At 60.0% G+C, this 25,526-nt stretch carries 22 protein-coding genes and 1 pseudogene; 10 read left to right on the top strand and 13 right to left on the bottom strand.

Translation table 11 applies throughout. The features are described from left to right. Positions 1-9: 9 nt before the first annotated feature. Positions 10-879, bottom strand: coding sequence for a DMT family transporter (locus ACSAMW_RS04045; RefSeq protein WP_500592781.1), 870 nt, complete (start codon positions 877-879; stop codon positions 10-12). A gap of 102 nt (positions 880-981) precedes the next feature. Between ACSAMW_RS04045 and ACSAMW_RS04040 the strand changes: the two genes are divergently transcribed. Further along, complete coding sequence (locus tag ACSAMW_RS04040; protein ID WP_500592780.1) at positions 982-2,313, top strand: aminotransferase-like domain-containing protein; 1,332 nt, start codon at positions 982-984, stop codon at positions 2,311-2,313. A gap of 55 nt (positions 2,314-2,368) precedes the next feature. Here the strand turns inward: ACSAMW_RS04040 and ACSAMW_RS04035 are convergent, their stop codons facing one another. The 4 genes from ACSAMW_RS04035 to xylA all read right to left on the bottom strand — a co-directional run bounded on the left by ACSAMW_RS04035 (position 2,369) and on the right by xylA (position 7,539). After that, on the bottom strand, positions 2,369-3,505 hold the full coding sequence (locus tag ACSAMW_RS04035; protein WP_500592779.1) for a sugar ABC transporter permease: 1,137 nt from the start codon (positions 3,503-3,505) through the stop codon (positions 2,369-2,371). Then, positions 3,506-5,065, bottom strand: a complete 1,560-nt coding sequence (gene xylG / locus ACSAMW_RS04030) for a D-xylose ABC transporter ATP-binding protein (protein WP_500592778.1) — start codon at positions 5,063-5,065, stop codon at positions 3,506-3,508. It abuts the gene before it with no gap. A gap of 41 nt (positions 5,066-5,106) precedes the next feature. Next, positions 5,107-6,108 carry a D-xylose ABC transporter substrate-binding protein gene (gene xylF, locus ACSAMW_RS04025; protein ID WP_500592777.1) on the bottom strand — a complete coding sequence of 334 codons (1,002 nt, stop codon included), beginning with the start codon at positions 6,106-6,108 and terminating at the stop codon, positions 5,107-5,109. A gap of 114 nt (positions 6,109-6,222) precedes the next feature. Then, complete coding sequence (xylA, locus tag ACSAMW_RS04020; protein ID WP_500592776.1) at positions 6,223-7,539, bottom strand: xylose isomerase; 1,317 nt, start codon at positions 7,537-7,539, stop codon at positions 6,223-6,225. Positions 7,540-7,706: 167 nt separating this feature from the next. Here xylA and ACSAMW_RS04015 point away from each other — a divergent pair. Further along, positions 7,707-7,940 (top strand): annotated as a pseudogene (locus ACSAMW_RS04015) (IS3 family transposase); the annotation flags it as partial. A gap of 185 nt (positions 7,941-8,125) precedes the next feature. Here the strand turns inward: ACSAMW_RS04015 and ACSAMW_RS04010 are convergent. The 3 genes from ACSAMW_RS04010 to ACSAMW_RS04000 form a co-directional block, all read right to left on the bottom strand. Beyond that, positions 8,126-8,311, bottom strand: coding sequence for a hypothetical protein (locus ACSAMW_RS04010; RefSeq protein ID WP_500592775.1), 186 nt, complete (start codon positions 8,309-8,311; stop codon positions 8,126-8,128). A 198-nt stretch (positions 8,312-8,509) separates the two neighbouring features. Next, a complete protein-coding gene (locus ACSAMW_RS04005) occupies positions 8,510-9,169 on the bottom strand; it encodes a hypothetical protein (RefSeq protein ID WP_500592774.1) in 660 nt (219 codons plus the stop codon). Positions 9,170-9,542: 373 nt separating this feature from the next. After that, the gene (locus ACSAMW_RS04000; protein ID WP_500592773.1) at positions 9,543-9,788 is read right to left on the bottom strand and encodes a type II toxin-antitoxin system Phd/YefM family antitoxin; all 246 of its coding nucleotides are present in this window, start codon (positions 9,786-9,788) and stop codon (positions 9,543-9,545) included. 139 nt (positions 9,789-9,927) lie between these two features. On the opposite strand from ACSAMW_RS04000, the gene ACSAMW_RS03995 reads away from it, so the two are divergent. Continuing rightward, positions 9,928-11,106, top strand: a complete 1,179-nt coding sequence (locus ACSAMW_RS03995) for a XylR family transcriptional regulator (RefSeq protein WP_500592772.1) — start codon at positions 9,928-9,930, stop codon at positions 11,104-11,106. A gap of 146 nt (positions 11,107-11,252) precedes the next feature. Continuing rightward, on the top strand, positions 11,253-11,711 hold the full coding sequence (locus ACSAMW_RS03990) for a VOC family protein (RefSeq protein ID WP_500592771.1): 459 nt from the start codon (positions 11,253-11,255) through the stop codon (positions 11,709-11,711). A gap of 194 nt (positions 11,712-11,905) precedes the next feature. On the opposite strand, the gene ACSAMW_RS03985 is transcribed toward ACSAMW_RS03990, so the two are convergent. Beyond that, entirely contained in the window at positions 11,906-13,117 is a 1,212-nt protein-coding gene (locus ACSAMW_RS03985; RefSeq protein ID WP_500592770.1) for an aldose 1-epimerase family protein, read from the bottom strand. A gap of 173 nt (positions 13,118-13,290) precedes the next feature. Here ACSAMW_RS03985 and ACSAMW_RS03980 point away from each other — a divergent pair, with 173 nt between their 5' ends. Both ACSAMW_RS03980 and ACSAMW_RS03975 read left to right on the top strand, forming a co-directional pair. Further along, positions 13,291-13,470, top strand: a complete 180-nt coding sequence (locus ACSAMW_RS03980; protein ID WP_500592769.1) for a hypothetical protein — start codon at positions 13,291-13,293, stop codon at positions 13,468-13,470. Further along, entirely contained in the window at positions 13,451-13,600 is a 150-nt protein-coding gene (locus tag ACSAMW_RS03975; RefSeq protein WP_500592768.1) for a hypothetical protein, read from the top strand. The genes ACSAMW_RS03980 and ACSAMW_RS03975 overlap by 20 nt, the downstream gene beginning before the upstream one ends. Before the next feature lie 59 nt (positions 13,601-13,659). On the opposite strand, the gene ACSAMW_RS03970 is transcribed toward ACSAMW_RS03975, so the two are convergent. Both ACSAMW_RS03970 and ACSAMW_RS03965 read right to left on the bottom strand, forming a co-directional pair. Then, on the bottom strand, positions 13,660-14,508 hold the full coding sequence (locus ACSAMW_RS03970) for a flagellin domain-containing protein (RefSeq protein ID WP_500592556.1): 849 nt from the start codon (positions 14,506-14,508) through the stop codon (positions 13,660-13,662). A gap of 287 nt (positions 14,509-14,795) precedes the next feature. Next, positions 14,796-15,281 carry a flavin reductase family protein gene (locus tag ACSAMW_RS03965; RefSeq protein ID WP_500592767.1) on the bottom strand — a complete coding sequence of 162 codons (486 nt, stop codon included), beginning with the start codon at positions 15,279-15,281 and terminating at the stop codon, positions 14,796-14,798. Between the two features lie 290 nt (positions 15,282-15,571). Here ACSAMW_RS03965 and ACSAMW_RS03960 point away from each other — a divergent pair, with 290 nt between their 5' ends. Continuing rightward, positions 15,572-15,799, top strand: a complete 228-nt coding sequence (locus ACSAMW_RS03960) for a VF530 family protein (protein WP_500592766.1) — start codon at positions 15,572-15,574, stop codon at positions 15,797-15,799. A 7-nt stretch (positions 15,800-15,806) separates the two neighbouring features. Here the strand turns inward: ACSAMW_RS03960 and ACSAMW_RS03955 are convergent, their stop codons facing one another. After that, positions 15,807-16,202, bottom strand: coding sequence for a response regulator (locus ACSAMW_RS03955; RefSeq protein WP_500592765.1), 396 nt, complete (start codon positions 16,200-16,202; stop codon positions 15,807-15,809). 228 nt (positions 16,203-16,430) lie between these two features. On the opposite strand from ACSAMW_RS03955, the gene ACSAMW_RS03950 reads away from it, so the two are divergent. The 3 genes from ACSAMW_RS03950 to ACSAMW_RS03940 all read left to right on the top strand — a co-directional run bounded on the left by ACSAMW_RS03950 (position 16,431) and on the right by ACSAMW_RS03940 (position 24,087). Further along, complete coding sequence (locus ACSAMW_RS03950) at positions 16,431-17,426, top strand: aldo/keto reductase (protein ID WP_500592764.1); 996 nt, start codon at positions 16,431-16,433, stop codon at positions 17,424-17,426. Between the two features lie 157 nt (positions 17,427-17,583). Next, on the top strand, positions 17,584-22,746 hold the full coding sequence (proA, locus tag ACSAMW_RS03945; RefSeq protein ID WP_500592763.1) for an anti-phage protein ProA: 5,163 nt from the start codon (positions 17,584-17,586) through the stop codon (positions 22,744-22,746). Between the two features lie 120 nt (positions 22,747-22,866). Beyond that, positions 22,867-24,087, top strand: coding sequence for a chloride channel protein (locus ACSAMW_RS03940; RefSeq protein WP_500593969.1), 1,221 nt, complete (start codon positions 22,867-22,869; stop codon positions 24,085-24,087). A gap of 10 nt (positions 24,088-24,097) precedes the next feature. On the opposite strand, the gene ACSAMW_RS03935 is transcribed toward ACSAMW_RS03940, so the two are convergent. Continuing rightward, the gene (locus ACSAMW_RS03935; protein WP_500592762.1) at positions 24,098-25,396 is read right to left on the bottom strand and encodes a Gfo/Idh/MocA family protein; all 1,299 of its coding nucleotides are present in this window, start codon (positions 25,394-25,396) and stop codon (positions 24,098-24,100) included. Positions 25,397-25,526: the final 130 nt, after the last annotated feature.

The following is a 25,526-nucleotide window of genomic DNA, read 5'->3' as shown; positions in this document are numbered from 1 at the left end:
TTACCTGCGCTATCGCCCAAATCGCCGGGCACCCAGGATGCACAGGATCACTACCCCGGCAATGCTGGCCATGGCTGGGCTGACCTGTTCATGGAGCACTGCCGCTGCCAGGGCCAGGCCAAAGAATGGTTGCAATAGCTGCAACTGCCCCACCACAGCCACGCCGCCTTGCGCCAGGCCCCGGTACCAGAATACAAACCCCACCAGCATGCTGAACACCGATACGTAGCCCAGGCTTGCCCACCCGGTTGCACTGACATTGGAAAAATCAGAAGGCAGCCAGGCCAGGCTCGCGCCCAGCATCAAAGGCAACGACAGCAACAGCGCCCAACAGATAACCTGCCACCCACCCAAGGCCTGTGCCAGCTTCGCGCCCTCGGCGTAACCCATCCCACACGCCAGGATGGCCAGCAGCATTAACAGGTCGCCCGCCGCTGAAGCCGCCAGGCCTTGAGTGACCGCGAAGCCCGCAACTGCGCCGCTGCCCAGTGCCGAAAACACCCAGAAGGCAGGTTTTGGTCGTTCGCCGCCACGCAGCACGCCAAACGCAGCCGTGACCAGTGGCAACAACCCGATAAACACGATGGCATGCCCGGCCGTGACCGACTTCAGCGCCAGGGCTGTGAGCAGTGGGAAGCCTACCACCACACCCGCTGCTACCACGGCCAACGATACGAGTTGTGAGCGGGTAGGGGGCCGCTGCTTGAACAGGAGCAACAGGCACACGGCGAGGGCGCCGGCGATACAGGCACGGGCGAAGGTCAGGAACAGCGGGTCGAACTGAGTGACAGCCAGGCGGGTGGCCGGTAAGGAGCCGCTGAAAATCATCACACCGATCAGCCCGTTGATCCAGCCGGCGTATCGCGTGTGCTGCCTCATAAGTGCATTACCTTCCATGGGGTTATCCGTGCAGGTGGGGTAGTAAGGATCAGGGTAAGGTTGCACAATCAGCACAATCAAAAAATTGTCATGGATACACCCATGCCCCCCGCTCGTTATAAAGCGCTTGTGGATGCATTAGCCGCCGATATTCGAGCGGGGGTGCTCAAGCCCGGCACTCGCTTGCCACCCCATCGGCAGTTGGCCGCCCAGGAAGGGCTGGCGCTGGTGACAGCTTCCAGGGTGTATGCCGAGCTGCAGGCCATGGGGCTTGTGAGCTGCGAGACCGGGCGGGGCACCTATGTCAGAGACAGATCGCTGCCTGAAGGCCACGGTATCGATCAGGTAGACATTGCCCCTGGCATGCTGGACCTAAACTTCAACTATCCATCATTGCCCCATCAAACCGAACTGCTCAGGGCCGGGCTGCGCCAACTGGCATCCACCGGCGACCTGGATGCCCTGTTGCGGTACCAGCCCCATGCCGGCCGCCTCCATGAGCGCGAGGCATTCGCCCGGCATGCCGAGGCACGCGGTTTGACGGTGGACGCAGCACAAGTGCTGATTGTGAATGGCGCCCAGCACGGCTTGGCCGTTGCCCTGATGGCGATGTTGAAACCAGGTGATGTGATTGCGGCCGATGCATTGACGTATTCAGGTTTCAAGGTGCTGGCCCAGGCCCTGCACCTGGAGGTGGTTGCCATCCCTGCGGGTGAAGGCGGGCCAGACCTGGACGCCCTTGCCCGGTTGTGCAAACAGCGTCGTGTGAAGGCGGTGTACACCCTGCCTACCTTGCACAACCCCCTAGGGTGGGTGATGCCGCAAGCGCAACGCGTCGCCTTGGTGGCGTTGGCACGTGCGCACAACGTGCTGTTGATAGAAGACGCGGCCTACGCCTACCTGGTAGACCCCGCGCCCATCCCCGTGGCGATGCTGGCGCCCGAGCGGACGCTGTACGTGTCCGGCTTTTCCAAGAACATCGCCACAGGGCTGCGCGTGGGGTTTGTGATTGCCCCGGTGGCCTGGGTACCAGCCCTGGAGCGTGTGATCCGTGCTACGACGTGGAACACGCCATGCGTGTTGACGGCCTTAGTCACCCAGTGGTTGGAAGACGGTACGGTAGGGCGGTTGGAGGCTGAGAAGCGTGGAGACGCCAGAGCGCGCCAAGTCATCGCCCGGCAGGCTCTGCAAGGGCTGACGTACACGGCCCATGATACGTCCTGGTTCCTGTGGCTGCCGCTGCCCGAGGAGGCCAGGGCCGACCAAGTGGTCACAGTGTTGCTCAACGAGCAGATTGCCGTGTCCACGGCAGAGCCCTTTGCGGTGACCCCGCACGTGCCACACGCCTTGCGCCTGGCCTTGGGTTCGGTAGCGCAGCCGCTGTTGAAACCGGCCCTGGAGAAAGTGAAGTGGGCGGTGACGGCCTACGGCTAGCACAGCCCCCCTGTTGGACCGGGCAAAGCCCGGGAATACCCGCTCTAGGTGGTACTCACCGCCGCCCGGCACGGGTACTCACGTCTACCCATACCGCTAGCACCAGAATGCTGCCCTTGACGATCATCTGCCAATAGCTGTCCACGTCCAGCATGGACATGCCGTTGTCCAGGCTGGTGATCACCAACGCGCCCAGCAAGGCACCGTACACCGTGCCAGAACCGCCGCGCATGGAGGTGCCGCCGATAAAGCAGGCCGCAATGGCGTCCAGCTCACCCATGTTCCCGGCAGAGGGGGAACCGGCTGCCAGCCGAGCGGTGTTCACAAGGCCGGCCAGGGCGCACATCACCCCCATGATGCCGAAGATCCATAACTTGATGGCTTGCACGTTAATGCCGGAGAGCCGCGTAGCCTCCATGTTGCTGCCCACTGAGTAAATGCGCCGGCCGAAGACTGTCTGGCTGGTCACATAGCTGAACACGCCCAGCAACACCAACAGCAGAAGCACCGGCACTGGAATGCCGTCGTAACTATTGAGGGTGTACACAAAGGCCGCCAGCACCAGGCCAATCACCACCACCCGCAAAAGGTCACGGACCAGTGTGTGGGGCGCCAGGCCATGGAGGGCCCTGTTTCGACGTTGCCGCCACGTCAGGAACAGGGTCAAGGCAAACAATGCAGCACCTAGCACCAAGCCAACGCTCTGGGGCAGGTAGCCCTGGCCCACATACACCAACTCAGGTGACACCGGCGCGATGGTAGTCCCCCCGGTAATGCCCAGCAGCACGCCTCTGAAGGCAAGCATGCCGCCCAGGCCTACAATGAACGAGGGAATGCGCAGGTAGGCGGTCATGCAGCCATTGGCCAGGCCGATCACTAGGCCGCACAGCGCCACTAGCCCGAGGTTGGCCAGCAGAGGTACGTGATAGACCACGTCCAGAATCGCCGCCAGCCCGCCCAGCAGGCCGAGCAGTGAGCCTACCGACAGGTCGATCTCCCCGCTGATGATCACCAGCACCATGCCGCAGGCCAGAATGCCGGTAATGGACATCTGCCGCAGCAGGTTGGAGAGGTTGCGCGGGGTTACGAACCCGCCTTCGGTCTGCCAGCTGAAGAACAACCAGATGATCGCCACTGCGATCACCAGTGCCAGCATCTTGTAGCGGGTGAACAGTTGTTTGACCTGGTTCATCTAGGCAGTTTTCCGCTTGTTGTCATTGTCATGGCCTGATGGCGCCGTCAGCGCAGCAGCCAGCACCTGTTCCTGGGTCAGCCCCTTGTTAAGGAAATCACCCCGCAACTGGCCTTCCCCGATCACCAGCACGCGGTCCGACACACCCAGCACTTCGGCCAGCTCCGACGACACCATGATGATCGACACGCCCTGGGCGGCCAGCGCGCCCATCAGCTTGTAGATCTCGTACTTGGCGCCCACATCCACCCCACGGGTGGGCTCGTCCAGTATCAGCACCTTGGGCTGGGCCAGCAGCATCTTGGCCAGCACGGCTTTCTGCTGGTTACCCCCCGACAGGCTGGTAATGGGCAGGAAGGGGCTGGCGGTTTTCAGGTGCATGCGGGTGATTTCCCGATCAATGCTGCCCAGTTCGGCCTCGGCATCGATGCGGGTCAGCTTAGAATAGGTGTCCAGCACGGCCAGGGTGATGTTCTGGCCCACACCCAAGTCGGGAATGATGCCCTGGCGCTTGCGGTCTTCAGGCACCATGCACACGCCTGCCCGGATGGATTTGAGCGGGGTGCGCGTATCGATGCGCTCACCGTTGAGCCACACCTGGCCCTCGTAGCGCCCAGGGTAGGCACCGAACAGCGCCGTCACCAGCTCGGTGCGTCCGGCACCTACCAGCCCAGCGATGCCCAGGATTTCGCCACGCTTGAGGATGAAGGAAATATCGTCCACTCGCTTGCGCTTGGGGTTGTCCTGGTCATAGCAGGTGAAATGCCGAGCCTCGAAGATCACCTCGCCCACTTCATGGGGTTGGGAAGGGTAGAGGTTGCTCATTTCACGCCCAACCATCTGTGTGATGATCCTGGGAATGTCCATGTCCGCCATGGCCGTGGTCGCGATGTGCTTGCCGTCACGAATCACCGAAATGGTGTCGCACACCGCCGCCACTTCATCGAGCTTGTGGGATATGTACACACAGGCCACACCCTTGGCTTTGAGGTCGCGGATGATGCCCAGCAACACCTCGATTTCCGACCGGGTCAGGGCCGACGAGGGCTCATCCAGGATCAGCAGCCGAGCCTGCTTGTTCAACGCCTTGGCAATTTCTACCAGTTGCTGGTAGCCGCCACCGTACTGGGACACCGGCAGTGCCACGTTCATGTCGGGCACCTTCAGCTCGCGCATCAGGGCCTCGGCCCGGTGATACATGGCCGGGTAGTTCATCCGGCCACCGGGAAGTGTCAGTTCGTGGCCCATGAAGATGTTCTCAGCCACCGAAAGGTCCGGCACCAGGGTCAATTCCTGGTGGATAATCACAATCCCGGCTGCTTCGGTGTCCCGAATAGACTGGGCCTTGAGGGGCTGCCCGTCCCAGAGGATGTCCCCCTCCCAGGTGCCGAAGGGGTACACCGCCGACAGTACCTTCATAAGGGTGGACTTGCCGGCACCGTTCTCGCCGCACAGGCCCACGCATTCGCCGGGCCGTACCTTGAGATCGATGCCATTCAAGGCCTTTACACCGCCAAAGCGTTTGACGATGCCATTCATTTGCAACAGGTAGTCAGGCATGGCTCGGCACTCACACGCAAGCGACAGTCAGGTTCACACGCTTACTGCCCTTTCATTTGGGCCGGGGTGTAGAAGCCGTCCTTTTCCAGCAGGTCGATGTTGTCCTTGGTCAGCGGGGTGGGGGTGAGCAGAATGGTGTCCACCTTCTTGGCACCATTGTCGTACTGGGAGCTATAGCTGGGCTTCTCGTTACGGGCCAACTGCACCGACAGCTTGGCTGCCTCGGACGCGATCAGCTTGAGGGGCTTGTAGACGGTCATGGTCTGGGTGCCATCGATTACCCGCTTGACCGCTGCCAGGTCGGCGTCCTGCCCCGAGATGGGTACCTTGCCGGCCAGTTTTTGCGCGGCCAGGGCCTGGATGGCACCGCCTGCAGTGGCGTCGTTGGAGGCTACGATGCCGTCGATCTTGTTGTTGTTCTTGGTCAGGGCGTTTTCCACAATGCTCAGGGCTTCCGTAGGGTTCCACTCCTTGACCCATTGCTGGCCCACAATCTTGATGTCGCCCTTGTCGATGGCCGGTTGCAGCACCTTCATCTGGCCTTCACGCAGCACCTTGGCGTTGTTGTCGGTAGGTGCGCCGCCCAACAGGAAATAGTTACCCTTGGGCGCCGCTTTGAGTACGCCGCTGGCCTGCATTTCGCCTACTTTCTCGTTATCAAAGGAGATATAGGCATCCACATCGGCATTGAGAATGAGCCGGTCGTACGACACCACCTTGATGCCGGCTTTCTTGGCTTCGGCCACGGCGTTGGTGAGCACCGTGGCATTGAACGGCACGATCACAATCACATCCACGCCACGGGAGATCAGGTTTTCGATCTGGGAGATCTGTTTCTGCTCATTGGCGTCGGCCGATTGCACGAACACCTTGGCGTCCATCTTTTCTGCCGCGGCCACGAAGTAATCGCGGTCACGCGCCCAGCGCTCCAAGCGCAGGTCGTCGATAGAGAAGCCGATTTTCGGGTGCGCAGAGTCGGCCATTACGGGAAGGGACAGCAAGGCCAATGCGCTGGCCAGCAGGGTACGTTTGAGTGCTTTCATGGTAGTGCGCCCTTTTATTGTTGTTGGAGACACAAGTATTGCAACTGCCGGTAACCACTGTAGAACGTAGCGGCCAACGGCGCGTAATGATTTGTCGTACGAATGTCACAGCGCCTAGCGGTAGATGAACCGGTTCACAATGCCTTCGAGCATTTCCTGCCGGCCACTCACTGCCTGAGGATTCAGCTCATGGCTGAAGGCGTGTTGGGCCAGGGACTCAAGGGTGAATTCACCCGCCAGCACCTGCTGGCCGAACGGTTGCTGCCAGCCGGCATAACGCTGGTCTTTGAACGCCTGCAGCCGGTCGTTCTGCACCATGGCGGCGGCGCGTTCGAGGGACAGCGCCAACACGTCCATGGCCGCTATGTGGCCGTGGAACAGGTCCACCTCGTCCAGGCTTTGCCGGCGCACTTTGGAATCGAAGTTGAAGCCACCGTGGGTAAAACCGCCCGCTTTCAGAATCTCGTAAGTGGCCAGGGTCATTTCTTCCACGCTGTTAGGGAACTGGTCCGTGTCCCAGCCATTCTGCGGGTCGCCCCGGTTGGCATCGATGCTGCCAAAGATACCCAGGGACACGGCTGTCGCGATCTCGTGGTGGAAGCTGTGGCCGGCCAGGGTGGCGTGGTTGGCTTCGATGTTGACCTTGATGTCCTGCTCCAGCCCGTATTGCTGTAGAAAACCGAATACCGTGGCGCTGTCATAGTCGTATTGGTGCTTGGTGGGCTCCTGGGGCTTGGGCTCGATCAGCAAGTGCCCCGTGAACCCGATCTTGTGCTTGTGCTCCACCACCATGCGCATGAAACGGCCCAACTGCTCGCGTTCACGCTTGAGGTCGGTGTTGAGCAGGGTTTCATAGCCCTCACGGCCGCCCCATAGCACGTAGTTGGCGCCTTTGAGCCGCTGGGTGGCGTTCATAGCGCTGAACACCTGGGTAGCGGCATAGGCGAATACTTCCGGGTCCGGGTTGCTGGCGGCCCCGGCGGCAAACCGGGGGTTGCTGAAGCAATTGGCGGTGCCCCACAGCAGCTGTACGCCGCTCTGTTCCTGATGGCGCTCCAGGTGGTCCACCATCTGGGCGAAATTGTCCCGGTACTCCTTCAGTGAGGCCCCTTCGGGTGCCACGTCCGTGTCGTGGAAGCTGTAGTAGTCCACGCCCAGCTTGGAGAAGAATTCAAAGGCGGCCTCGGCCTTGGCGATGGCCATTTCCATTGGGTTTCCCGGCGTTTGCCAGGGGCGCTTGAAGGTCCCCACCCCAAACATGTCCGCTCCCGGCCACACAAAGGTGTGCCAATAGCACGCCGCCATGCGCAAGTGCTCACGCATGGGTTTGCCCAGCACCAGCTTGTTGGCGTCGTAATGGCGAAAGGCGAGGGGGGCATCGCTGTCCGGGCCTTCGTATCGGATAGGTTCCACATCAGGGAAGTACGGCATGGGGCGGCCTTGTTGTTATGGAGTGTGAGCTGATGCTAGCAATGGCCGAGTGGAGGGCGATTATGAAAACCGTCAGGGTGGGGTGCGTTTTTGCGTAGGTAGGGGCTTGTAGCCGAAGGCGAGCGTTCGTGAACAACTACCTAGTAAGCAGAGAGCTGATAACTTAAAGCATGAGCCGACGGGGGAATTGCTATGACAACGCGCCCACGGAGCGGCTGTCTCGGAGCTTGAAAACGGAATGGATACCGACGGTGGGCTATATGACGGCAGCGCTGGCCGAGCAAGGTATCGGGCGCTATCTCATGCAGCGGTAAAACTGGACAAGGCCGCATCAGCACAACGGCTTCGTGCCGCCGGCTGTTGCGGAAGAAAAACTCAATTCTGAGTCCGGGAATTGTTGATCGGCACAGCGCACGGGTCAATCAAATAACACTTCCCATTTCGAGTGATGAATCAAGCGCGATTAGCCACGCCGCTTATCACTAACGGTAATTCCAAGCTGGGCTTGTTTTGGTGAATAAAGTTTAGGATATTCAATTATCACGGCAAGCCAGTAATGCTGTTTTGAACTGGCCTGCCTATATATTTAGTTCGCTTCTGGAAGCTCAATTCCGGCCAGCTTTGCTAGCTGAATCAGTCGGCCTTTTAGCTGGGCAATTTCTTTCTTGTTTTCTTTGTTCTGTGCAACCATTTCTTTTCGTTCATCCAGAAGCTTGGTGTTGAGTTTTTGTAAAACCTCTGACTGATCACTTATCTTTTTACCAGTTTTCACCAACGCATTAGATTTTGCAGGTGTGAATTGCCTTTCGGTTGAGCTAATGGCACCTAGCTGAGCTTGAAGTAGAGTGTTTTTTTGCTTTTCTGCATCAAGCTCGGATTGCAGGTTATTGATTTGATTTTGGATTTCAACAATGGTCCTGTCTTTTTCTTGAAGGTCTTCTAAATGAGAATTCTTAACTTCTTTAGATGATTATTTGCCTTTTTTTATTGCATTGGATTGTGAGCTGATTATCTTGGATTTTTCTCCTAAGTCTTTGTTGAGTTTGCCTAATTTTGATTCCATGGAATCGACGGCTTCCTGCATTTTGGCCATTAAGCTATCCGACTGATCCTTATAAAGATTGAGACCTTTATTTTCTTCCTGAAGTTCTTTAATGGTATTTTCTCGCGAAATGGCACGCGCTTTCGCACCTTCTTTACGCGCTGATACGCTTTGCTCTAAATTCGATTTTTGATTTTTTATCGTAGCAAGAGAGGTCGAGAGTTCTCCGACAGTATTTTTCATCGAGTCCAGTTCATGGTGTAACGCTACTGTATGCGAAGCGAAAAATTCTCCAAAATTGTCTAATGACTTATCGAAGTCTTTCAAGGAAAAGACTTTCTCATTTTCATCTTGTGAAAGTTGAGCGTGTATCCTTGTCTCTGATAAAGACCTAGGTCGATAGGTCCGATTACTTCCTCTGGATGGAAGCGGCTCATGATAAGACTTGTCCTGAGACACAGAATCGGAAGGCGCTGAGTCTCGACCTGGTTTGTCAGCTGCTTTAATCGAGGTAGTTTGATCATGTTCCACGGGATCAATGTGCTGTGGATATTGGGAACTAAGCTGGCCTGAGCGACTCACGTCCATTAATTATCTCCTTTAAAAATTGATTTAAACAGGATCCAAATATTGCCCCCCTGAGTGGTTACAAATCACGATCTGGTTCCATAAAAGGCTAAACTTGGTTTCTAAATGTAAAGAGGATGTTGGCTCCGAACTGAATTCTCAGACCAGTTTAAAGCGCTATCGCTTTAAATTATGGGCCAGGAGTTACAGCATCACAGCCATAAAAATATCATCTTGATGTCATCGATACAAGCTTAGGTCTCCTTGACTTTCCACTCTGCATAAACGATCAGCTCAGTGAGCGTGTAATGACAATTATTGGGAGTAGGGTGGCCGGTTAGGAAGGATACTTAATCTCCCGTGACGCCGTTAAGCTATCCAACAGAAATAAACTTCACACTTTTTTCTCAAAGAGGTCAGCTATCTCAGCATCCATTGCTTCAAAAGCGACCTCACTAAAAGTCCGCCCTTGCAAGCCGCCAATGCGAGGTTTAAAAGGGGCGGCATCCCCAATCACCTCAAGGCGGACAACAGGCTGCCCATTACGCGAAATGATTACCTCCTTTCCTGCAAGTGCGTCTTCGACCAACTGAGAAAGGCGCGTCTTCGCAGCGTTAATACCATAGGTGGCGATTGGCATGAATCGTTCTCCTTCAGAGGGCCACAGCTTAGTCGTTTGCTTAGCTAATTTAAGGTGGTCGTTTCGAATCTATTGTTATTGGGCATTTCCTGCGACATGCCTTAGCCTGTCTACAGCCCCTTTGCACTGGACAACAACAATGAAAACCGTGCCTCCTGTTCACCGTATCGCGCTGTTGTTCAATGGCGGCAAGATCTACGACCGCGGCATCATCACCGGCATTGGCAATTACCTGAGCAGCACCCGGGCGTCCTGGGATCTGTTTCTGGAAGAGGATTTTCTGTGCCGCCTGCGTGGCATCGAGCGCTGGCAGGGGGATGGGATCATCGCGGATTTCGACGACCCCCTGATTGGCGAGGCGTTGAGCGGCATCAAGCTGCCCGTGGTGGCCGTGGGCGGCTCGTATCAGGACACACGCGCCTATCCCAGGCACATTCCCTACGTGGCCACCGATAATGCCGCGCTTATCAAGCTGGCCTATGACCACTTGATCGAGGCAGGGCTTACGCGCTTTGCCTGTTTCAGCCTGCCCGAGGCACAGGCCAACCGCTGGGCTCAGGAGCGCGAAGTTGCCTTTCGCCAGTTGATGCAGCGTGATGGCCTGCCGGTGGAGGTGTACCGGGGGCTAGGTACCAGCGCGCCGCTGTGGAACAGTGCCGTGGAGCAACAAATTGCCTGGCTGCATAGCCTGCCTAAACCCATCGGCATCATTGCCGTCAGCGATGCCCGTGCGCGGCAATTGTTGCAGGCTTGCCTTACGGCAGGCATTGCAGTGCCGGAGCAGGTGGCGTTGATCGGCATCGACAACGACCCGCTCACCCGTACCCTCACACGTGTGCCCTTGAGTTCGGTGATTCAAGGCACGGAAGCCATGGGCCGTACCGCGGCGAAGCTGCTGCACCAGATGTTGCATGGCGTGCCCTCGGCGGGTACGCAGGTGCTGGTGCCGCCAGAAGCCATCAACGTTCAGGCGTCCAGCCTGCACCAGCCGCTGGGCAATGCCTATGTGATGCAGGCCCTGCACTTCATTCGCCAGTACGCCTGCCAAGGCATCAAGACCGCGCAAGTGGCCGGGTATGTAGGGGTTTCTCGTTCGTCATTGGAGGCGCACTTCAAGCGCGAGCGAGGGCGCAGTGTCCATGACGAGATACTGCGCTTCAAGCTGGCCGCTGCTTCCAAGGGGTTGGCAGAAGCGGGGGTGGCCATCGCCGATATCGCCCAGGCCTGCGGCTTCAAATCGCCGCAGTACCTGCATACCGTGTTCCGCCGCGAGTTCGGCTGCACCCCCAGGGAGTACCAAGCTTCAAGCAGCCAGTAAACCCAGGCTCGCGAGCCCGTCTTGCCGCTTACCGCTTACCGTAAGCGGCCAGCGAACACATTTTCTAAAATCCGTAATTAGGGTGATCGCGGGGATCTCCATACGCCAACGAAGCTCTAACCCCAAAACCTTTAAAGGATCATTTGATGAACGCTAACCAGATGGTGCATGCCGTCGATCATATGGGCTTCGCAGTCAGCTCATTAGAAGAAGCCATTCGCTTTTGGACAATTGGACTTGGGTTCATGCTTGAACGTCAGTCGGAAATGGGTGGCCAATTCATTCTGCAAGTCACCGGCACCGCCGACCCGAAGGTGCGAACGGCGATAGTTAAAGGCCCAGATGGCAGCCGGGTAGAATTGCTAGAATATTCGCAGGGTGACCGCCACGGTATCACCCCACCTACGGCATCAGCGATTGGCTCAGCGCACTTGGCATTGAGCGTGCAAGACATACACGTTGTAATCGAACGCATTGAGCAAGCGGGCTGGCAAGCAAGAGGTAAGCCTCAACCGATTCCCGCAGGCCCACGCAAGGGAACGCTGGTTGTATATGTAACCGGGCCAGATAATATCACTCTGGAACTGATGCAGGCTGATGAGTAGCTTTCTGCTAACCGCCCTCATCCCATGGGATGAACGCTGCCGTACCTCCACCTTAAGTGTCCACCGAACACACCTCCAGAATCCCCACCTAAAAAAAGTGGAAATCGTCGCCCCGGATTCAAGAAGCGCCATGGTCCTTAAAGCTGGAGTTAGGAAGGTGAGTTCGCCGGACGCTTGCCGCTTACCGCTCAACCCTATTGCTTCAAATCCACCAGCGGCGTGTCACGTACCTCAGTGTTGCGCCCATTCTGAATGCGCTTCACCGATTCGACGGCCTGGTCCACCGCTGGCTTATCTGCCAACAGGCTGTAGCTGATGCTGAACTGGCGGGTTTCCTTGGGGCCGATCTTGGGCACAAGGTTCAACGGGCGCTGGTAGCGACGGTTGTAGGAGAAGCTGGTGCCGGGCTCCAGGCCGGTGACATAGCCCTGGCCCTGGGTGTCGGTGTTTTTCCAAAGGGAGAATACGGGAAGCGTCTGGGTGTTGAAGCCTACGGCCACGCCCAGGCTGCCGGCCTTGTTGTGCAGCACGGTCAGGGTCTGGCCCTTGTCGTCGGCGTAGGGCACCACGTTGTACACGGTCTCGTCATAGTCGCGTGTGGGCGCGCGGTAGGTGTCCCAGGTGCTGAGGTCCCCTTTGGCCTTGTCGTTGAACGGCGAAACTTGCTTGACTGGCGCCACGAAACGCGCACCTTCTTCCAGGAACGGCGTGCTGAAATTGCTGTGGTACAGCGCCTGGTATTCCTTAGGGTAGTCGCCGTTGTTGGTGAGCACATCGTTGAGGTCAAAGCGGGCACTGCCCGGCACCGTCACCAGCTCGGTGGCCACGGTGAAATCCACCTTCTTGAAGGCCTGCTCTTTCAGTTCGCCGCGTAGGTGAATGGCGTAGGGCGGCGTGTCGTCAATGTGCAGCGTCACGCGGCTGGCAGGAATGTTAGCCGCCCGACCATGGAGGGTCAGCATTTCGCCATTGTCCACGCCAGGGTGGCCTACCCACTCATAGCCACAGCGTGCGACCAGCTCATTGAACCCCCCCAGCCAGCCCAAGCCGTCACGCCCGGTGAGTTCGATAAAGGCAGGGTTTACCACCTCCTTGACGGGAGAATCCCAGCCCATGCGCACCGTGCCAACCGAAGCGTTCAGCACGTTCATGCCGCGTGTAGGCACCACTGACAGCTTCATCTTGCCGTTGTCGATGTCGATCACACTGACCCCTTCCTGCCGGCCGCCGTGCAGAGTACGCACGGTGATGGTGAAGGGCGCTGGGGTCTTGGCCCCGAGTTCAGCACTGGTGATCTTGAACGGTTCAGCAGGTTTGTCAGTGTCCAGCAGCACATAGTCCCGCGCCAGGGCGTGGGAAGTCATGGCCAGCGTGCCAAGTGCTGCAAGCAGGTGGAGGGGTTTCATGAGAGGTGCCTTTTTTAGTGTTGTAGGCGCTTTTTATAACGCTGATGAAGCGTTTCAGCAATGGGGCGACTAATGTTCTGCGAACCGCTTATCTTCCTTAGGGCACTCTGTGGCTCTGCTGGCCTCCCATGAGAACGCATAGGCGTTCTTGAATACTGAATGGGAGAAACACCATGGTAAAAGACGACAATGGCAAAGCCAGCCCCTACCCAGGCCCGGGCGGCGCATACAGTGACAAGGAACTGCTGTCGGAGAAGGAGGGCGTGAGTACCGATGACAAAGGGGGCGATCAGCCTGCTGAGTCAGCTGTCGATGAGGCTGAGAAAACCTTTAATGACGGTAAAGCTGATTAAGCGTTGCCAGCCGCTGTACCGCAGCGACCTGTTCCCGGTCTCCGCCTTCGGCTACACCCGGTCCTACAGCAATCAAGACCGGCACCGGCTTACTGTAGGAGTTCGCGAAGCGGACGAACCTGAACACTGAACTGCAACGCAAAAAGGGTACGCCGTGGCGTACCCTTTTTGTTTCCAGCCGAGTCGGTCTTACTGAAGCAGTTTCAGTACAGACGACGGGATCTGATTAGCCTGGGACAGGATCGCGGTGGAAGCCTGTTGCAGGGTTTGCTGCTTGGTCAGCTCAGCGGTTTCAGCGGCGAAGTCCACGTCCTGGATGGTAGAGCGAGAAGCCGTGGCGTTTTCGATGATGTTGCTGATGTTGCTGATGGTGCTTTCCAGACGGTTCTGCTTGGCACCCAGGTCAGCACGGGTGTTGTTCACAGAGTTCAGTGCGGCGTCGATGGCGGTGATGGCCGAGTCGATGGCGGTGTGCGCAGCGCTGACGTCCGAACCGGTGATGGCAACCGAGGCTACACCCAGGCCAGAGGCCGATGCGTCCAGGCTGATGCCCAGGTCGATGTGCTGGTCGGAACCGGTCATGGCGCCTACCTGGAACTGCAGGGCGGAAGCGGAACCGTCCAGCAGCTTCATGCCTGTACCGAAGGTGGTAGAGGTGGAGATACGGGTCAGTTCGTCGCTCATCTGGCCGAATTCGGACTGCAGGGCGGTACGGTCAGCCGAGCTGTTGGAGTCGTTGCGGGACTGAACAGCCAGTTCACGCATACGCTGCAGAATGCTGGTGGTTTCCTGGAGCGCGCCTTCAGCGGTCTGGGCGATCGAGGTGGCGTCGTTGGCGTTCTTGGTGGCGACGGTCAGGCCTTTGATCTGGGTGGTCAGGCGGGTAGCGATCTGCAGGCCAGCAGCGTCGTCTTTGGCGCTGTTGATTTTCAGACCCGAGGACAGGCGAGTCATCGAGGTTGCAGTGGCAGACGAAGCCTTGTTCAGGTTGTTCTGAACGGTCAAGGAAGCGATGTTGGTGTTAACGGTCAACGACATGGTGCAAACCTCAGGGTCGATTGTGGAGTACGGCTTCCGGCCCTGGCTGTTTGGAAATGGCCCGGAGAACCTATGCCCTAGTTATCGTCGCCCTGTGCGATTGCTTTAACCCCGGATGTGGCCTGTTGTGAGACACCGTTCACAATCCTGCTGCAAACCTTTACCTTGGTAATAAGCACTGGTAGTGCTGGTTACCAAGCCAGGGCGATGGCCCTGGGGCGGGGCGGCAGGTTCGACCTTGGCGTTCAGCCCGCTGCCCAGGACGGCCGAGTACGCGGCCTGGTACTTCAATTGAAAGCGGGCAGGGTACCCATTTTTCCGCGGTGGTAGATCATGGGGGTGACCGGTTCGCTGGGCAGGATCAGGTTCTTCACCTCCCCAACGATGATGGCATGGTCACCGCCTTCGTATTCACGCCACAGCTCGCACTCGATAATGGCCGTGGCCCCCTCAAGCAATGGGTTGCCCAAAGCGCTCAAGGTCCAGGGCAACTGGCGTGCTTTGTCCTTGTCCTTGCTGGCAAACGCGTAGGCATGGGCCTGTTGCTCGCCAGACAGCAAGTGGATGGCGAACCGTTTGCTTTGCACCAGTACCGGGTAGGTATTAGAGGAGTAATTGGGGCAGAACAATACTAGGGCAGGGTCCAGCGACAGAGCGCTGAAGGCACTGGCGGTAATGCCAACCAGTTCACCGTCGCTGTCCAGCGTGGTAACCACGGTTACTCCGGAGGGGAAGGAGGCCATTACATCTTTGTACACATGGGGTTCGATCATTGCCGCCTTACCTCTTGATCCATCACGAATGGGCCTGGCATAGGGTGCCTTAGACCGGTTGATCCATACGGTTTTCTATACTTGAAACCGATCCTTGTGCAGCCCTGGTTCACACGGCTCCACAAGGGTCGACCCAGATAATACCTGAACGCACGCCCCGTGCCAGACGGTGCACGTGTCTAACGTCGCCCTTCAGGATGGGCGCCTTCGCATTTGCCCGGCACGGGTTAGCTGTTATCTCCCAACTGCACTAAGCTACCGGGCTTTTAAACTAAAACCATTGGCACCTTATGACCCTGTCCTCGAACACCAACCCGCTGCACGGCATTACCCTTGAACGGCTGCTCAATGAACTGGTAGGCCACTACGGGTGGGAGGGGCTAGCGGCCCAGGTGGACGTCCGGTGTTTCAAACATGACCCCAGCGTGAAGTCCAGCCTCGCTTTCCTGCGCAAAACTCCCTGGGCGCGGCAGAAAGTCGAAGCTTTGTTTGTGGACTTGCAACAACGAGCTTACTGACCTGGCGTCAGTTGTGCTTGAGGTGCTCGCGGATCTTGGTCTGCACGATGGCGTACAGGTGGTCGAGTGTCCAGGGCTTGGGCAGGAAGGCAGCGCTGGGCGGCAGCGGGTCGTTGCCCCTGGCATGGAAACCGCTGGTCACGATCACGGCGATGTCAGGGTCATAGTCGTGAATGAGCCAGGCCAGCTCCCAGCCGTCGAGCTTGCCGGGCGTTTGCACATCGGTTACCAGCAGGTCAGGCCGCATCGCAGAGATAGCCGTGAGCCCTTGATCCGCCGTTTCCACAGCCACCACGCGCGCGCCCAGGTCTTCCAAGGCAAGCACCATGATCTCACGCAACGTAGGTTCGTCCTCGACGATCAGTATGTCCCGGCACAGCGGGGCAGCATTATCTTTTTGCATGGCTGATCGCATCCATAATTGTCAAAGTTCTGACACTGTGAGGTGAGTGTCGATCACCATGGCGGATGAGAGGTACGTTTTGTACAGATATCGACCAATGCGGGGCATTTTGTACAAGGTTTGAACAGCGATTGTTATACGCTGATGGCTTCGGCGCCATTGAGCGCTTTCATGGTGCGTTTAAGCCAGGTGAGGTAAGGTCCAAGGCTTTGAGACCAGGAGCCCATCATGAACATGACCAAACTAGGAACAACCGGCCTAGACATCTCGCGCCTCTGCCTGGGGTGCATGACGTTTGGCGAGCCTGATGCGGGCACTCATGCCTGGACACTGGATGAAGCGGCCAGCCGGCCTATCGTGAAGCAGGCGGTGGAGCACGGTATCAACTTTTTCGATACCGCCAACAGCTACTCGGCAGGCACCTCCGAGACCATCCTGGGCAAGCTGCTGAAGGAATTCACGCGCCGTGATGAAGTGGTAGTGGCCACCAAGGTCTTCTTCTCTGCCAGCATGCTGGGGGGAGGTTCACGCCCGAACGAACAGGGGCTGTCACGTAAGGCCATCATGGCCAATATCGACGCCAGCCTCACCCGCCTGGGCATGGACTATGTGGACCTGTACCAGATCCACCGTTGGGACTATCACACGCCTATCGAAGAAACCATGGAAGCCCTGCACGATGTGGTGAAGGCCGGTAAGGCCCGGTACATCGGTGCGTCGTCCATGTTTGCCTGGCAGTTCGCCAAAGCGCAGCAAGTGGCTAAGGAGCACGGGTGGAGCCGCTTCGTGTCCATGCAGAATCACCTTAACCTGCTGTACCGGGAAGAGGAGCGTGAGATGCTGCCCCTGTGCCAGGACCAAGGCGTAGGGCTGATCCCTTGGAGCCCCCTGGCCCGTGGCCGCCTGACTCGGCCGAACGGGCAAGAGACCGAACGCATGCGCACCGACCTGTCCGGGCAGTCGTTCTATAAGGGTGCCGAAGCCTTGGATGGCCACGTGATCGATGTGGTCGAGCAGATTGCAGGCGAGCGGGGCGTGCCCATGGCCCAGGTGGCACTGGCGTGGGTGCTGGGCAAGCCTGGCGTATCTGCACCCATCGTGGGGGCCTCCAAGGTGGCTCAGCTTAACGATGCCGTCACTGCACTGGACCTGGTACTGACGCAGGACGAGCGGGAACGCCTCGAAGCGCCCTATGTGCCGCATACCATCAGTGGCTACAGCTAACAGCTACGCATCGGCTGCAGCGCTACTGCGCACGCCTCAGGTTTCATGCGTGCCAGCGCATAAACTGTTTGTCTGTACAGGGGTGTGTCGTGGACTATAGGCACTTTTTCCCTCGCCCGTTCATCGGCGAGGGATCTGTGTTCGAGGAGTTTACCCCATGCACCCCAGGATCGAGGCAGTGGTTGCCCGAAAGGTCGGCTTTGCGTTCCACCAGAATGCCGTGCCAGTGCTACGTGAGCTGGCCGTACTGCACGAAGGTCCCGAGGCCCTGAGCGACCTGACCCTCAGCCTGGTAACCGACCCACCCTTTTCAGAACCCCGCAGTTGGCACCTGGCGCGGCTGGAACCCGGCGACACCCTGTCGGTGGCGGACCGGGACATTCACCTTCACGCCGGGGTGCTGGCCGAACTGAGTGAAAGCCTGCAGGCGCACGTGATCCTGCGCCTTGCCCAAGGCGAACAGGTGCTGGCCGAGCAACGCTACCCCGTGGAGCTGCTGGCACGCATGGCCTGGGGTGGGCTGAACGCCATGCCCGAGTTGCTGGCTGCCTTCTGCTTGCCCAACGACCCGGCCGTGGATCGCCTGCTTAAGGCCGCTTCGGACATCCTGCGCCGGGCGGGTAAGAAAGACGCCATCGACGGCTATGAGGGCAAGTCCCGTACCCGAGTGTGGGAAGTGGTCTCAGCCCTGTGGTCAGCCGTCTGCAGCCTGCGCTTGAGCTATGCCTTGCCCCCGGCCAGTTTCGAGGACCAAGGCCAGAAAATCCGGGCCCCTGGGCAGGTGTTTGAAAACGGCATGGCCACCTGCCTGGACACGGCCTTGCTGTTCGCCGCAGCCCTGGAGCAGGCCGGCCTGAATGCCTTGGTCATTCTGGCCAAGGGGCATGCCTTGGTAGGGGCCTGGCTGCAACCCCAGGAATTCTCCCAACTGCTGACCGACGATGCCACCGCCGTGCGCAAGCGCGTGGACCTCAAGGAGCTGGTGGTCTTCGAGACCACCTTGGCCACCCACATGCCACCGCCGGCCTTCTCCACGGCAGTACAGGCCGGCGAACGGCAGTTGACGGATGATCACTTTCTCATGGCCCTGGACCTGCACCGGGCGCGCATGCAGAAAATTCGGCCGCTGGCCTTGGCCAGTGCCTTGCCGCTGCCTGACGCACCCGAAGCACCCGGCCTTGTGGACAGCCTTGAGGCCGCGCCAGCGCTGCCGGGTTTTGACGTGGACATTCCCCAGGCACCCGAGGGCCCTGCCGGCACGTTGACCCTCTGGCAGCGCAAGCTGCTGGACCTGACAACGCGCAACCGCCTGTTGCACTTGCCCGACAGTGCCAAAGGCGTACGCCTGCTGTGCTCGGAGCCCGCTGCCCTGGAAGACGCCCTGGCCGGTGGCCAGCGGTTACGTATCGTGCCAGTGCCAGACTTGGAAAGCAGCGGGCGTGACCCGGCCTTGTATGAGCGCCAGCACCAGCAAAGCCTGCTCGATGAGGTCGCCCAGGCTGCCTTAGGGCGTGGCGAGGTGTTGGCCAACCTGGACAAGGCGCGGCTCGAAGCCAGCCTGATCGACCTGTACCGCAAGGCCCGTGGCGACCTGGAAGAGGGCGGTGCCAATACCCTGTTCCTGGCCTTGGGTTTTTTGAAATGGAAAAAAAGCGCTGAGGACCCCAAAACTTATTCGGCGCCTCTGATTCTGCTACCTGTGAAGCTGGAGCGCAAAAGTGCCCTGTCGGGGGTGACCCTGGCCGTGCTGGATGAGGAACCTCAGCTTAACCTGACCCTGCTGGAACTGCTGCGCCACGACTTTGAGCTGACCATTCCCGGCCTGGAAAACGGCCTGCCCATGGACGAGCACGGCATCGACGTACTGGGCATCTGGAACCTGGTGCGGCGTGCGGTTCGAGACGTCACGGGGTTCGAGGTCAGCACCGACGTGGTGCTGGGAACGTTCTCTTTTGCCAAATACTTGATGTGGCAAGACCTGTCCGCCAATAGTGAGCAGTTGTTGCAAAGCCCGCTGGTCCGGCACCTGCTCAATCGAGACAGCCAAGGCGAGGGGGGCGGCCCGGCTCACCCGTTCCCACGGCCCGAGCGCCTGGACGCTACCGTGCCGCCTTCCCAGGTGTTCACCCCCCTGCCAGCGGATTCCTCCCAGTTGGCCGCCGTGGTGGCGTCGGCCAGTGGCCACAGCTTTGTGCTGGACGGCCCTCCAGGTACGGGCAAATCCCAGACCATCGCCAACATGATTGCCCACAACCTGGCCCTGGGGCGCAGGGTGCTGTTCGTGGCCGAGAAGCGCGCTGCGCTGGATGTGGTCTACAGGCGGCTGGAAGCCAAGGGGCTGGGTGAGTTTTGCCTGGAGCTGCACTCCAGCAAGGTCTCGAAGGTGGAGGTGCTCAAGCAGTTGGAGCGCGCCTGGGATACCCGGGAAGCCCTGACCAGCGAGGCGTGGGAGCGCGAAGCCTACAAGGTGCAGGTGCTGCGCGGACAGTTGAACGCGCGCGTGGCCGTCCTGCACCAGCGGCACCCCAATGGGCTGTCGCTGCACCAGGCCATCGGCCGTGTGGTGCGAGATCACACCCCCGCGATGCCTCGTTTGACGTGGCCCGTTGGCACTGTGCATGACGCTGCCCGCTACCAGCACCTGCTGGATCTTGCCCGCCGGCTGGGGCTCAACGCAGACGCCGCCGTCACCTTGGCCGCAGAGTTTGGGGCCGTGGCCAACAGCCAATGGTCCAACGGCTGGCAGGCTGAGCTGGCCGCGATCGCCTCAGAAGTGCCTAAGGTGCTGGATACCCTTCAGGCCACGGCCGAGCAGGTGCTGGCCTTGACGCGCTTGCCACTGGCAGCGGCGGACACGGTCCAGGCCCAAGGCTTGGGTGTGCTGGCTCGCCTGCTACTCAAAGCCCATGGGCTGAACCTGAGTTTCGCTTTTTCGCCTGACACGCCGGCCCGGCTGGCTGCCATCGACCACGCACAGCCATTGATCGACCGTTATGAGCAGCTGCGCCAGGCACTGTCGGTACCGTATGCCGATGACGCCTGTCGCCGGTTACCTTTCGACAGCTTGAAAGAGGCCTGGAAAGCGGCCGAGGGAAAATTCTGGTTCTTCGCCACGCTGGCCAAAAACAAGGTGACCCAGCAATTGGCCAGCCTGGGCGGCGCCACCGGCACGCCTGACACGCCCAAGGACCTGGACACCCTTGAACGCATGCGCGACCTGATGGCCGAGCTGGATCAACTGGACACTGACCTTCAAGGCGTACCGGGCTGGAGGGGCGTTGCCAGCGATCGGCCCCGCATGGCGCGGGCGCGGGAATTGGCCGAGGGCATTCGTCGCCAGCTCAGCGCCTTGGCAGGCTCGCCGGATCACCTGATTGACCTGCGCGCTGCCGTGGCCCGGCTGGTGGTGGAGGCTAACGAACTGTTGGGGCCCGACGGCCAGGTGGCAGCCGCCACCACGGCACTGGAACAGGCGGCTGCCTACGAGGCTCACGTCAGTAGCCAGTTCATCCGCCTGATCGGCGTAGGCGACTCGGCACCGTTGCCCGCCCAGGCGCGGCGCGAGGCCGCCACTGCCATTGAGCGCCAGCCCGCGCGGCTCAAAGCCTGGTGTGACTGGTGCCGGGTGCGGGATGAGGCCCGCGAAGCAGGGCTCGGCCCCTTGGCCGAGGCGGTGGTCAGTGGCGCGGTGACCGCCTCAAGCTGCGTGGACACCTTCACCACCGCCTATGCCCATTGGTTCGCCTCCGAGGGTATCGATGCCGAGCCTCTGCTACGCGACTTTGTGGCCGCCGAGCACCTGAGCGACATTGCGCGGTTCAGCCAGTTGGACGATGAATTGGCCGCCTTGAGCGTACGGTACATCCGGGCCCGCCTGTGCGGGACCATCCCCTCGAAAAACGACAGTGGCCGAGAAGGCGGTTTTGCGGTGCTCAAGCATGAGCTGCAGAAGTCCCGACGGCACAAGCCCGTGCGCCAACTGGCCGTTGAAATGGGTGACGCGTTCAACCGCCTGGCGCCGTGCATGCTCATGAGCCCATTGTCCATTGCCCAGTTCCTACCGCCGGATCAACCGCCGTTCGACCTGGTGATTTTCGACGAAGCGTCGCAGATCGCACCCTGGGACGCCATCGGTTCTATCGCCCGTGGCACCCAGGTGGTGATCGCTGGGGACCCCCGGCAGATGCCACCCACCAACTTCTTCAACCGGGGCGCCAACGCGGGCGAGGAAGACACCGGCGAAGACATGGAAAGCATCCTGGACGAATGCCTGGGGGCCGGGGTGCCCAGCCACAGCCTGAGCTGGCACTACCGCAGCCGCCACGAAAGCCTGATTGCGTTCTCCAACCACCGCTACTACGACAGCAACCTGATCACGTTCCCGGCAGCCGAAACCCGCGCCAGTGCCGTGGGCTGGCGTCGGGTAGAAGGCGTCTATGCTAAGGGCAAAGGCCGCTTCAACCATGCCGAAGCCCAAGCGATCGTGGATGAAACCGTAAAGCGCCTGACGGACCCTGGGTTTGTGGCGGCTGGGTATTCCATTGGCATCATCACCTTGAACAGTGACCAGCAGAAGCTGATCAATGACCTGCTCGATGCGGCCCGCAAACAACACCCCGAGATCGAACCCTTCTTCCAGGAAGAAGGGCGGGCCGAGCCGGTGGTGGTGAAAAACCTGGAGACCGTGCAGGGGGACGAGCGGGACCTGATCATGCTCAGCATCGGCTACGGGCCGACCGAGCCGGGCGCCCCGGTAATGTCCATGAACTTCGGTCCCCTCAACAAGGAAGGCGGCTGGCGCCGGCTGAACGTAGCCATTACCCGTTCGAGACGGGAAATGCTGGTGTTCTCGTCGTTCGACCCTTCGATGATCGACCTCAATCGCACCAGCGCCCGCGCGGTCGCAGACCTGAAGCACTTTATCGAATTCGCCCAGCGCGGCCCTAAAGCCTTGGCCGGTGCGGTACGCGGTTCCGTCGGGGGCTATGACTCGCCGTTTGAAGAAGCCGTGGCCCAAGGGTTACGCAGCCTGGGCTGGACCGTGGTGCCGCAGGTGGGGGTATCACGCTTCCGCATCGACCTGGGGGTAGTACACCCGCAGCGCCCTGGGGATTACCTGGCTGGGGTGGAGTGCGACGGTGCTACCTATCACAGCGCCGCCACGGCCCGGGACCGCGACAAGGTGCGCGGGGAGATTCTCCGAGGCTTGGGGTGGCACTTGGTGCGGCTCTGGTCCACCGATTGGTGGGTAGACAAGGCTGGGGCACTGCAACGGCTGGATGCCGAACTCAAGTCACTGTTGGCCGCCGAGCAGGAGTAGCAGGGTATGCAAAACGAGTCGGTTGAACCCAAGCCCACGCCAGCAGGTGCCAGGACCCATTGGTTCGCGCAGCCCCAGTGGGGGCTGTGGCGACAGCGCATGGGGTTCTGGGTCGGGGCGCTGCTGGTAGGGCTGGTGGCTCTGGCGTTTGCCTGGCTGGCCGACGCGGCATTCACTGCGTTTCAGCGCCTGCTGGCTTTAGCTGCCTGGTTACCGCTTATCGTCACGCCCTTGGGCTTCGCGTTGCTGGCGGGCATTACCCATCACTGGTTTCAGAATGCCCGTGGCAGTGGCATCCCCCAAGTGATCGCTGCCCTGGAGACACCGTCCAGGCGGTTTCGCCACCAGGTGTTGGCGCTGCCCGTTGCGGCAGTGCGTATGGCCTGCACCCTGGGCGCACTGCTGGTGGGCGGTTCAGTAGGGCGCGAAGGCCCTACGGTGCACGTGGGCGCGGCCGTGTTGTATGCCTTTGGCCGCCGCTTGGGCCTGCATGGCCGGCGAACGGTGGCCGGGCTGATCCTGGCCGGGGGCGCTGCCGGGATTGCTGCAGCGTTCAATACACCCCTGGCAGGCGTGGTATTTGCCATCGAAGAGTTGAGCCGCACCTTTGAACAGCGTTTCAGCGGCCTGGTGCTGACAGCGGTGCTCATTGGCGGCATGGTCACTCTGGGCCTGATGGGCCATTACGCCTATTTCGGTGACATTGGCGGGCAGTTGCCCAGCGGTTGGGGCTGGAGTGCGGTGCCGCCCTGCGCGCTGTTCGGTGGGGTGCTGGGCGGGGTGTATGTGAAGCTGGTCCTGCCGTCGGACCGAGGCTGGCTAGGGAAAATGGCTGCGCTACGTTCCCGCTTCCCCATGCGTTTTGCAGGTGGCTGCGGGCTGGTGCTGGCGGTGCTGGGCCTGATCTCGGGCAACCATGTGTTCGGCACTGGCTACGAGGAAACCCGCGCGTTGCTCGAAGGCCAGCCCATTACCAACGGCGGCTTTTTGCTGTGGAAATTTCTGGCCAATGTCGCGTCCTACCTGGCAGGTATACCAGGCGGGTTGTTCTCACCCTCACTCAGCATTGGCGCGGCTTTCGCGCCGGTGCTCAGTCTGTTCCCTGGTATCGAATTCCAAACCGCCGCTTTACTGGGTATGGGCGCTTACCTGGCGGGCGTAACGCGCTCGCCGCTTACGGCTTCGGTGATTGTGCTGGAGCTGTCCCACAGCCCAGACCTGGCCATTCCCATGCTGGGCACTACCTTGATGGCCGCCGCCATCTCCGGGTGGATAGCCCCGGTGTCCCTATACCATGCGCTGGCCAAGCAGATACTGGATAAAGTGGCGCCCAAGGCCTAGGCCTGGCGCTTCAGGCATCTTGTGCCAGGGGCGGGCCGCGGAAAGGGTCCAGCCCTTGTATCGGCTCCAGCTTCACTGGTTGCCCCGTACGGGCGCTTTCGTAGATAGCTTCCATCAGCTTGTGGTCCTGTACACCTTCCTCTCCAGGGGTGTACGGCTTACGCCCGGTCAGTACGCAATCCGCCATATGGTCCAGCTCTGCCGCGAACTGGTTCTTGGGCGCTAACGTGAGTTCGGCATTGCGCGTGGCGTCATCGTCCCGGTCCACCACGGCCATGCGCTGGCCCCGGTAAAGAAACGCGTTAGGCATATCAATGGCCGCTTTTTCCAGGTTCAGGTGCTGGCGCTTGTCGTCGCGGGCGCCGTAGCTGGTCATGCAGTTGGCGACGGTGTGGGAGGGGAAGCGCAAAGTGAATTGTACGGTTTCCTCTACGTCGGCAAAACGCGGATCACCCGGTGGGGAATAGGTGGTGGCATACACCTCGGTGGGCTCTTCACCGGTGATGAAGCGTGCGGTGTTCAAGCAGTACAGCCCAATGTCCACCAAAGAACCTCCGCCGGCCATGGCTTTCTTGTGTCGCCATTGCCGGTCGCCATCGGCCGCCACCGTCTGGGTATTGATGCCGTTATACGCCACCAGCCGCCCGTACTGCTTGCCGCGGACCAGTTCCATGGCTCGGCGGTTGTAGGGTTCATATTGAATGCGGTAGGCCACCATTAGTTTTACCCCGGCCTGTTGGCAAGCGTCGACCATGGCTTGGCCATCCTTGGAGGAGACCGACATGGGTTTTTCCGTCAGCACGTGCTTGCCGGCTTTGGCGGCCCGCTCGCAGAATTCCCGGTGCATGGCGTTGGGCAGCACGATGTACACCACCTTGACGTCCGGGTTGTCCTGGAGGCGGTCGAAGTCTTCATAGCTGTAGCAGCTGTCAGGCTTGATGCCGTATTGCTGGGCTACAGCCTTCAGCTTTTCTGGCGAGCCCGACACCAGCGCCACGGGTTTGGCCTTCATGCACTGGCCAAAGGCCGGAAGGATTTCTTCGAGCGCCAACCGGCCCAGGCCTACCACGGCAAAGCCGATGCGCTCTTCCGGCGGCAGAGGCTTGGGCGGTGGTGGCGAAGGGGTGTCCGCCGGCCCCCGCCAGGTGGGGAATGTTACCGCGCCCTGTTCCACCTTGCCGGTGTCCACGGGGGTAGGAGCTGTGAAGGTGGCGGCCATGGCGCTGGGTGCTACGGCCGCGGCAGTGGCCGACACAGCCACCAGTTTGCATAGGGCACGGCGGTTGAGGGTAGGGCGTTCGTCGCTCATGGCAGGCTCGGCAATGGAGGGGGGTACAAGACCGGACCGCAGGCAAGGCAGGAAGGTTTCGACGAATCCGCCCTCAACCCCGTCCGCGGCGGACTTGCGCGCGCTTGCGAGATTGCTGCGCAGGCAGAGC

The sequence above is a fragment of the Pseudomonas sp. AB39(2026) genome (assembly GCF_059831485.1).
This window is presented reverse-complemented; position numbering and strand designations above follow the sequence as displayed.

What these genes read in the sequence shown, in the direction of transcription:
- ACSAMW_RS03965 (WP_500592767.1), bottom strand. Translation starts at nt 15,281, where the DNA reads ATGATCGAACCCCATGTGTACAAAGATGTAATGGCCTCCTTCCCCTCC.
- ACSAMW_RS04045 (WP_500592781.1), bottom strand. Translation starts at nt 879, where the DNA reads ATGAGGCAGCACACGCGATACGCCGGCTGGATCAACGGGCTGATCGGT.
- xylF (WP_500592777.1), bottom strand. Translation starts at nt 6,108, where the DNA reads ATGAAAGCACTCAAACGTACCCTGCTGGCCAGCGCATTGGCCTTGCTG.
- xylG (WP_500592778.1), bottom strand. Translation starts at nt 5,065, where the DNA reads ATGCCTGACTACCTGTTGCAAATGAATGGCATCGTCAAACGCTTTGGC.
- ACSAMW_RS04000 (WP_500592773.1), bottom strand. Translation starts at nt 9,788, where the DNA reads ATGCCAATCGCCACCTATGGTATTAACGCTGCGAAGACGCGCCTTTCT.
- ACSAMW_RS03980 (WP_500592769.1), top strand. Translation starts at nt 13,291, where the DNA reads ATGGTAAAAGACGACAATGGCAAAGCCAGCCCCTACCCAGGCCCGGGC.
- proA (WP_500592763.1), top strand. Translation starts at nt 17,584, where the DNA reads ATGCACCCCAGGATCGAGGCAGTGGTTGCCCGAAAGGTCGGCTTTGCG.
- ACSAMW_RS03975 (WP_500592768.1), top strand. Translation starts at nt 13,451, where the DNA reads ATGACGGTAAAGCTGATTAAGCGTTGCCAGCCGCTGTACCGCAGCGAC.
- ACSAMW_RS04005 (WP_500592774.1), bottom strand. Translation starts at nt 9,169, where the DNA reads ATGGACGTGAGTCGCTCAGGCCAGCTTAGTTCCCAATATCCACAGCAC.
- ACSAMW_RS03990 (WP_500592771.1), top strand. Translation starts at nt 11,253, where the DNA reads ATGAACGCTAACCAGATGGTGCATGCCGTCGATCATATGGGCTTCGCA.
- ACSAMW_RS04040 (WP_500592780.1), top strand. Translation starts at nt 982, where the DNA reads ATGCCCCCCGCTCGTTATAAAGCGCTTGTGGATGCATTAGCCGCCGAT.
- ACSAMW_RS03950 (WP_500592764.1), top strand. Translation starts at nt 16,431, where the DNA reads ATGAACATGACCAAACTAGGAACAACCGGCCTAGACATCTCGCGCCTC.
- ACSAMW_RS03955 (WP_500592765.1), bottom strand. Translation starts at nt 16,202, where the DNA reads ATGCAAAAAGATAATGCTGCCCCGCTGTGCCGGGACATACTGATCGTC.
- ACSAMW_RS03995 (WP_500592772.1), top strand. Translation starts at nt 9,928, where the DNA reads ATGAAAACCGTGCCTCCTGTTCACCGTATCGCGCTGTTGTTCAATGGC.
- ACSAMW_RS03960 (WP_500592766.1), top strand. Translation starts at nt 15,572, where the DNA reads ATGACCCTGTCCTCGAACACCAACCCGCTGCACGGCATTACCCTTGAA.
- ACSAMW_RS03970 (WP_500592556.1), bottom strand. Translation starts at nt 14,508, where the DNA reads ATGTCGTTGACCGTTAACACCAACATCGCTTCCTTGACCGTTCAGAAC.
- ACSAMW_RS03985 (WP_500592770.1), bottom strand. Translation starts at nt 13,117, where the DNA reads ATGAAACCCCTCCACCTGCTTGCAGCACTTGGCACGCTGGCCATGACT.
- xylA (WP_500592776.1), bottom strand. Translation starts at nt 7,539, where the DNA reads ATGCCGTACTTCCCTGATGTGGAACCTATCCGATACGAAGGCCCGGAC.
- ACSAMW_RS04035 (WP_500592779.1), bottom strand. Translation starts at nt 3,505, where the DNA reads ATGAACCAGGTCAAACAACTGTTCACCCGCTACAAGATGCTGGCACTG.
- ACSAMW_RS03935 (WP_500592762.1), bottom strand. Translation starts at nt 25,396, where the DNA reads ATGAGCGACGAACGCCCTACCCTCAACCGCCGTGCCCTATGCAAACTG.